The sequence below is a fragment of the Bacteroides sp. 2201st1_D9_2201SCRN_220225 genome (assembly GCF_040928965.1).
Lineage (GTDB): Bacteria > Bacteroidota > Bacteroidia > Bacteroidales > Bacteroidaceae > Bacteroides > Bacteroides stercoris.
On record NZ_JBCODG010000052.1, the window covers coordinates 24946 to 31989 of the forward strand.

7 protein-coding genes and 2 tRNA genes are annotated in these 7044 nt (G+C 46.0%); 7 read left to right on the forward strand and 2 right to left on the reverse strand.

Features of this window, described 5'->3' with window-relative positions:
* Positions 1-52: 52 nt before the first annotated feature.
* Both AB5903_RS15690 and ribD read right to left on the reverse strand, forming a co-directional pair.
* Complete coding sequence (locus tag AB5903_RS15690; protein WP_272709927.1) at positions 53-1417, reverse strand: DUF6242 domain-containing protein; 1365 nt, start codon at positions 1415-1417, stop codon at positions 53-55.
* 136 nt (positions 1418-1553) lie between these two features.
* On the reverse strand, positions 1554-2597 hold the full coding sequence (ribD, locus tag AB5903_RS15695) for a bifunctional diaminohydroxyphosphoribosylaminopyrimidine deaminase/5-amino-6-(5-phosphoribosylamino)uracil reductase RibD (RefSeq protein WP_005652852.1): 1044 nt from the start codon (positions 2595-2597) through the stop codon (positions 1554-1556).
* A 55-nt stretch (positions 2598-2652) separates the two neighbouring features.
* Here ribD and prmC point away from each other — a divergent pair, with 55 nt between their 5' ends.
* The 7 genes from prmC (at position 2653) to AB5903_RS15730 (ending at position 6890) form a co-directional block, all read left to right on the forward strand.
* Positions 2653-3489 carry a peptide chain release factor N(5)-glutamine methyltransferase gene (gene prmC / locus AB5903_RS15700; RefSeq protein WP_272709928.1) on the forward strand — a complete coding sequence of 279 codons (837 nt, stop codon included), beginning with the start codon at positions 2653-2655 and terminating at the stop codon, positions 3487-3489.
* Positions 3486-3965 (forward strand): regulatory protein RecX, encoded by a 480-nt coding sequence (locus AB5903_RS15705; RefSeq protein ID WP_005652850.1) that lies wholly within the window; start codon positions 3486-3488, stop codon positions 3963-3965. Before prmC ends, AB5903_RS15705 begins: the two co-directional genes overlap by 4 nt.
* Before the next feature lie 78 nt (positions 3966-4043).
* Positions 4044-4682 (forward strand): orotate phosphoribosyltransferase, encoded by a 639-nt coding sequence (gene pyrE / locus AB5903_RS15710; RefSeq protein ID WP_272709929.1) that lies wholly within the window; start codon positions 4044-4046, stop codon positions 4680-4682.
* Positions 4683-4776: 94 nt separating this feature from the next.
* Positions 4777-5187 carry an SRPBCC family protein gene (locus AB5903_RS15715; RefSeq protein ID WP_368118009.1) on the forward strand — a complete coding sequence of 137 codons (411 nt, stop codon included), beginning with the start codon at positions 4777-4779 and terminating at the stop codon, positions 5185-5187.
* A gap of 12 nt (positions 5188-5199) precedes the next feature.
* A complete protein-coding gene (gene argH / locus AB5903_RS15720; RefSeq protein ID WP_005652845.1) occupies positions 5200-6540 on the forward strand; it encodes an argininosuccinate lyase in 1341 nt (446 codons plus the stop codon).
* Positions 6541-6716: 176 nt separating this feature from the next.
* Positions 6717-6789: transfer RNA gene (locus tag AB5903_RS15725), tRNA-Gly, on the forward strand.
* 16 nt (positions 6790-6805) lie between these two features.
* Positions 6806-6890: transfer RNA gene (locus AB5903_RS15730), tRNA-Leu, on the forward strand.
* The last annotated feature ends 154 nt before the right edge of the window (positions 6891-7044 follow it).

Below are 7044 nucleotides of genomic sequence, written 5' to 3' on the forward strand. Positions count from 1 at the left end.
TTACTATTCTCGTTTTATACTTTTATATATAAAGGAAACAGAAATAATGAATTTATTGCACCCTGACTGGCATCAGCTTGTTGAGATGTCCGCGCCAAACGGCAGCATCTGTTCCGTTTCCGCCGAAGATAACCCATATATAAGGGCTGTCTGCAACAATGGAATAGGGAGCAGTTATATCTGTCATATCTTTATGTAACAAGAATTTTCTTTGAGGCTCACGCCAGGAAATACCGTCAACGGAAGAATAAATGGCATCAAGCTTGTTTTCATCTTTGCTGCCGAAGATATAAAAGTTCTCACCATAGTACATTACGGCAGGATTGGCAAATTTCGGACAATACACATCATAGGAACTGGTGTTTGCCAATGAATACCAGTCTTTGCCGTTGGAAGAAACCCAGGGAATGGTTTGCTGAACGTCATTAACGGTACGACCCACTACCATTGCCTGTGACTGATTGTTGCTGTCAAAGTTGGTGGAGTAGATATGTGATGTAGGAAAGTCAGCCTCTGCCTTACCCATATTTCCCTCTGTCTTGTTGCCTTGATTGTCAACTGTGTAAACTTCACCGTTTGAGGTAACGACAGTCAGCACATCGGTAAAACCGGCAATCAGTGTCCGGATATTGTTGTTCCCTTCCCAATTGGCTGGTGTCCAATTTATTCCGTCATCGGAAGAATGTGCCGTACCGTCTTCTGTCACGATGTAAAGTCTTTGTTTCTCATTTTCTCCGTCTTTGTATTTCAGGCAGACGAGGGATTCCAGTTTTGCATTGTCGGGAAGTTTAGCTCCGGACACTGCATCCCAGCCGTATGTTTCTTCTGTGTCCAGCCAATATGCACCTGCTCTTGTCTGTGTTTTCTGTGCCGCAGATTGTGTAAATACCCACAGCTCGTTGTTGAATAGGATGGCCTTTTGCTCACCTGAAAGTGTCGGTGCACTTCCCATCTCATCCCACACTAAGGAGTCCGGATCCTGCTTGTGTACTCTGATTTCAAGGGAATATTCATTTACGGTAAAGCCGTCCGGGGCATGTATTTTGAATTTCATCCCGTTTTCGGTGTTTATGGCTTTCGTAAGATTTACCGAGTCGGCTCTGTTGAATATCGTATCACCGCTGATACTATTCATTTCATCTCTTGAAGTAATCCAGCCGCTTACGGTGAACGTGTCAATCAATATGCGGTCGATAATCGTATCTGCTCCTATAGGCAATGAATCCTGGTTGTAGATTTTTCTTCTTAACTGGTCTATCGTGAATTTATAATGTTTGCCGTATACCGTGTCAATGCCAAAAGCATGTACCGTTGCATCGGAACTTAGTTCTACCGTGTCGTCAGAGTCCAGGCACGAGCTTATTGCGATTGATACAAAAAGAAAACTTGCGATTATAGCTAAAAACTTTATTCTCATTTGAAAGATAGTGTTTATTTACAAGTTGCAAAAATAGGAACATTTTTTTCTATAAACAGCTTTATCGGCAAGTTTTATATAAAATTATAGATAATATGGCTGTTTTTCTCGATAAAAATGCCCTTGAATAAGGCTGTTAGCCTAATCTTGTGGCGCTGTAATGCCGGAAATTCCTGCCGAAATAAACTTCGTTGGTACAGGGCGCTTTATTGCCAATTTCTGGTGCCTTGATACCGGATAATAGCGTTAAAGGACTTTCTTCGACAAAGGCTTCATCCCATAATTCCGCATCGATAAAGGACTGTAACAGGATGTTTCCGCCTTCGACTAACAGAGATTGTAGTCCCTGCATGTACAGGTGTTCCATGATTTGCGGCAGTATATTCCGTTGGAAGTCAATGGGGATGTATTCAACGTTGGGCTGTGGCTGGCACGGTTTTTCGGTGAACACAAGTGTGCGGACATTTCCATCGAATACACGCAGCTTGGGAGACAGCCGCAACTGTCTGTCTGTTACGATTCGTACTGGCGACCGGCCTTGCCAGTTCCGTACGGTCAGGCTGGGGTTGTCCAGCTCTGCCGTACGTGTACCTACCATGATGGCATTGTGCTCTGCCCGTTTCTTATGCACAAGCATGGATGTCAGGGGGGTGGATAGAATGACCGGTTGCCCGTCCTCACGGTTCTTATCGATGTATTTGTCGGCAGACTCCGCCCATTTCAGGGTAATGTAGGGGCGATGAAGGGTATGAAACGTGATAAAACGCCGGATTAGACTTCTGCATTCATCTTCCAGCACCCCGGTGATGACTTCCCGTCCTGCATCTTTCAGCTTCCGGATTCCCCGTCCTGCTACTTTGGCAAACGGGTCCTGGCAGCCGATTACGATGCGCGGAATCTCTTTCTCTATGATAAGGTCGGCGCAGGGCGGTGTTTTTCCGTAGTGGGCACAAGGCTCCAGACTGACGTAGATTGTAGAACGCTTCAGCAACGAGGGGTCTTTTACGGAGCGGATTGCATTGACTTCGGCGTGCGCTTCGCCGCAACGCACATGGTATCCCTCGCCGATAATTTTTCCGTCGCATACGATTACTGCGCCCACCATCGGGTTGGGGGCTGCATTGCATAACCCGTTTTGGGCTAACTGAATGCAGCGGCGCATGTATTTTTCTTCTTCCATACTTTGTATTACTCTTAAACTTCCACTATTTTTGCAGCCCGAAATGCCGAATGTTATGACTGTTTCCGTTTCTCATATCCGCCATGCTTTGCAGGAGAGTTACTCTGCGCAAGAAGCTGCCAATCTGTCCCGCATTGTCTGTTGCGAAATGCTGGGGCAGACTGCGGTCGATTATTACCTGGGCAAAGATATGATTTTATCCCCAAAAGAGATGCAGGATTTAGACACCATTCTTGCCCGCTTGCGTAATTTCGAGCCGATACAGTATGTGCAGGGCACCGCCCGTTTTCTGGAACGCTCCTACCATGTGGCCCCCGGCGTGCTGATTCCCCGTCCGGAAACGGAGGAGCTGGTGGAGGTGATGCTGAAGGAAGTTCCGTCCGGAGCCCGTATTCTTGACATTGGGACGGGGAGCGGCTGCATTGCCATTTCTCTCTCCAAGATGCTGCCGGATGCCAAAGTGACGGCATGGGACATTTCGGACACTGCCCTCCGCATAGCCCGCCGCAATAATGAGGCATTGCAGGCATCCGTGTGTTTTGTACAGCGGGATGTGCTGGCGTATGTTCCCGGCAGCGGGGAACGGTATGATGTGATTGTCAGCAATCCGCCATACGTCACTGAATCGGAAAAGCAGGAAATGGAGCGCAATGTCTTGGACTGGGAACCTTTTTCGGCATTGTTTGTTCCGGATAATGATCCGCTGCTTTTTTACCGGCGCATTGCAGAGTTGGGCAAGAGTATGCTGGCGTCCGGCGGCAGACTTTATTTTGAGATAAACCGTGCGTTCGGGGAAGCTACGGCAACGATGCTTCGCGCACAGGGGTACACCAATCTACGGGTGTTGAAAGATATTTCCGGAAATGACCGAATAGTAATCGCAGAACGATGATAGAAATTACAGAAACAGATGCTTTAAGCCGTGTGGCTGCTTATTGCTCCACTGCGGAGCATTGCCGTGCGGAAGTTACGGAGAAGTTGCAGCGTTGGGGTATTCCCTATGATGCCATAGACCGCATAATCAACCGTTTGGAACAGGAGAAATATATTGATGAGGAACGTTTTTGCCGTGCCTTCATTCATGATAAGTACCGCTTCGCCAAATGGGGGAAGATAAAGATAGGGCAGGCGCTTCAACTGAAGAAAATTCCCCAAAGTGTATTTTACCGTTACCTGAATGAAATCGACGAGGATGAATATCTTGCCGTGCTGGATAATTTGCTGGCGGTAAAGCGCAAGAGCGTGCATGCGGAGAATGAGTACGAACTGAACAATAAACTGGTGCGTTTTGCTTTGAGTCGGGGGTTCGAAATGAAAGATATCCGCCACTGTATTACGCTTTCTGATGAAAATGACGAATTGGAATAAAATTTATCCGTATTCTTTTTTATTCTCGTCAGCTTTCTGTATTTTTGCGACATATTTATCATAATAGTTAGTTTGGCTATGAAAACTTTAGAAAGATTGTTTGCAGAGAAGTTGCTGAAGATTAAGGCGATTAAACTACAACCCGCTAACCCGTTTATCTGGGCGTCAGGATGGAAATCCCCGTTTTACTGTGATAACCGTAAGACTCTTTCATATCCTTCTCTCCGTAATTTCGTGAAAGTGGAAATTACACGTCTGATTCTGGAACGTTTCGGTCAGGTTGATGCCATTGCCGGTGTTGCTACGGGAGCTATTCCCCAGGGTGCATTGGTGGCGGATGCGTTGAACCTGCCGTTTGTATATGTACGCTCTACCCCGAAAGACCACGGTTTGGAGAACCTGATAGAAGGTGAACTTCGTCCGGGTATGAAAGTGGTGGTGGTAGAAGATTTGATTTCTACCGGCGGAAGCAGTTTGAAAGCTGTTGAAGCCATCCGTCGCGACGGATGCGAAGTAATCGGTATGGTTGCCGCTTACACATATGGATTCCCCATTGCAGAAAAAGCATTCAAGGATGCAAAAGTTCCTTTGGCGACATTGACCAATTACGAAGCAGTGATGGAAGTTGCCCTTCGCACCGGTTACATCGAAGAGGAAGATGTGCCTACGCTGAACGAATGGCGTAAAGACCCCGCGCATTGGGAAGCCGGAAAATAAGACTTATTTTACATAATGATAGATTATGACAAAAGAGCCATTCGGATAGTTGCTGTCCGGATAGTTCTTTTTGTCTTTTAAAGACCATTGTATTATGACTAAATTTGAAAGTGCGGTAAAGGTGATACCTGCTTCGCAAAAAGCTGTTTATGAGAAGCTTTCAGACTTTAGCAATTTGGAGAAAGTGAAAGACCGCCTGCCGCAGGACAAAGTGAAGAATTTGAGTTTCGATGCGGAAACATTGTCGATAGAAGTACCGCCGGTTGGGAAAATAGTATTACAGATTGTAGAGAAAGAGCCTTGCAAGTGCATCAAGTTTGCAACAACCACCTCGCCTCTGCCCTTTAACCTGTGGATACAGATAGTGCCCGTTACGGAGACGGAATGTAAAATGAAGCTTACCATCGGAATGGAGTTGAATCCGTTTATGAAAACCATGGTGCAGAAACCTTTGCAGGAAGGATTGGAGAAAATGGCGGAAACTTTGTCGCTGATTAATTATTAATTACTAAATCTTATGGCTCAGAAACTTTGGGAAAAGTCCGTTCAGGTAAATAAGGATATAGAGCGTTTTACGGTGGGACGTGACCGTGAGATGGATCTTTATCTGGCAAAGCATGATGTGTTGGGTTCCATGGCACATATCACGATGCTGGAAAGTATCGGTTTGCTGACAAAAGAAGAATTGTCCCTGCTGCTTGCGGAGTTGAAGAATATCTACGCAACTGCTGAGAGCGGGGAGTTTGTGATAGAAGAGGGGGTAGAGGATGTTCACTCTCAGGTGGAATTGATGCTGACCCGTAAATTGGGTGATGTAGGAAAGAAAATTCATAGCGGACGTTCCCGTAATGACCAGGTGCTGCTCGACTTAAAGCTCTTTACCCGTGCGGAGATAAGGGACATAGCCGAGGCTGTAGAACAGCTTTTCCATGTGCTCGTCATGCAGAGCGAACGTTATAAAGATGTATTGATGCCGGGTTATACCCACTTGCAGATAGCGATGCCGTCGTCGTTCGGACTGTGGTTTGGCGCTTATGCCGAGAGTCTGGTGGATGATATGCTGTTTTTGCAAGCCGCCTTTAAAATGTGCAACCGCAATCCGTTGGGTTCTGCTGCCGGATATGGCTCATCTTTCCCTTTGAACCGTACAATGACTACCCGGCTGTTGGGCTTCGATTCATTGAATTATAATGTGGTGTATGCCCAGATGGGACGCGGTAAGATGGAGCGTAACGTGGCTTTTGCGCTGGCAAGCATTGCGGGCACCGTTTCCAAGCTTGCGTTCGATGCCTGTATGTTCAACAGCCAGAACTTCGGATTTGTGAAACTGCCCGATGACTGTACTACCGGTTCGAGCATAATGCCGCATAAGAAGAATCCGGATGTGTTTGAGCTGACACGTGCTAAATGCAACAAACTGCAATCATTGCCCCAGCAGATAATGATGATAGCCAATAACCTGCCTTCCGGGTATTTCCGCGATTTGCAGATTATTAAGGAAGTATTCCTGCCTGCTTTCCGGGAGTTGAAGGATTGTTTGCAGATGACGACCTATATTATGAATGAAATCAAAGTGAACGAACATATTCTGGATGACGATAAGTACCTGCTTATTTTCAGCGTGGAAGAGGTAAACCGTCTGGTGCGCGAAGGCATGCCGTTCCGAGATGCTTATAAGAAGGTCGGTCTGGACATTGAGGCTGGCAATTTCTCTCATGACAAGACAGTGCATCATACGCACGAAGGCAGTATCGGCAACCTCTGCAATGATGAAATATCCGGTTTGATGCAGAAAGTTGTGGACGGCTTTAATTTTGAGGTAATGGAACAGGCCGAAAAAACGTTGCTCGGCCGGTAATCATAATTGATTAACTGCTTGTGGTGTACGATGTTGGCTTTCTCTGTTTAGGGTATAAACGTATTAATGACAGTCTGGTTAATATCGTACATCCCTATTTATTTAACTTTTTTCCGGTAAAAAGTTTGGCTGTAACGTAGAAACTGTTTATCTTTGCACCCGTTCTCCAGAAACCTGCGGAAATAGCTCAGTTGGTAGAGCATAACCTTGCCAAGGTTAGGGTCGCGAGTTCGAGTCTCGTTTTCCGCTCTCCTTTTTTGAGGATGCTCGAATGGTGGAATGGTAGACACGAAGGACTTAAAATCCTTTGGCCAGTAATGGCTGTGCGGGTTCAAGTCCCGCTTCGAGTACTCATCTAAGGCTTTGTAAATCATTGATTTATGAAGCTTTTTTTATGCTCTTTATCTAAATCGGAAATCTTATTTTTTGGGTCAACGTAAAAACCTGAGGGATTCATAGCTTATGCATAAATTTTCGCCAGTCTGAACAGGAAGAAAGCTCTGT

Excerpts from the sequence above, each read along its gene's own strand:
- AB5903_RS15690 (WP_272709927.1), bottom strand. The coding sequence starts at position 1,417 with ATGAGAATAAAGTTTTTAGCTATAATCGCAAGTTTTCTTTTTGTATCA.
- ribD (WP_005652852.1), bottom strand. The coding sequence starts at position 2,597 with ATGGAAGAAGAAAAATACATGCGCCGCTGCATTCAGTTAGCCCAAAAC.
- prmC (WP_272709928.1), top strand. The coding sequence starts at position 2,653 with ATGACTGTTTCCGTTTCTCATATCCGCCATGCTTTGCAGGAGAGTTAC.
- AB5903_RS15705 (WP_005652850.1), top strand. The coding sequence starts at position 3,486 with ATGATAGAAATTACAGAAACAGATGCTTTAAGCCGTGTGGCTGCTTAT.
- pyrE (WP_272709929.1), top strand. The coding sequence starts at position 4,044 with ATGAAAACTTTAGAAAGATTGTTTGCAGAGAAGTTGCTGAAGATTAAG.
- AB5903_RS15715 (WP_368118009.1), top strand. The coding sequence starts at position 4,777 with ATGACTAAATTTGAAAGTGCGGTAAAGGTGATACCTGCTTCGCAAAAA.
- argH (WP_005652845.1), top strand. The coding sequence starts at position 5,200 with ATGGCTCAGAAACTTTGGGAAAAGTCCGTTCAGGTAAATAAGGATATA.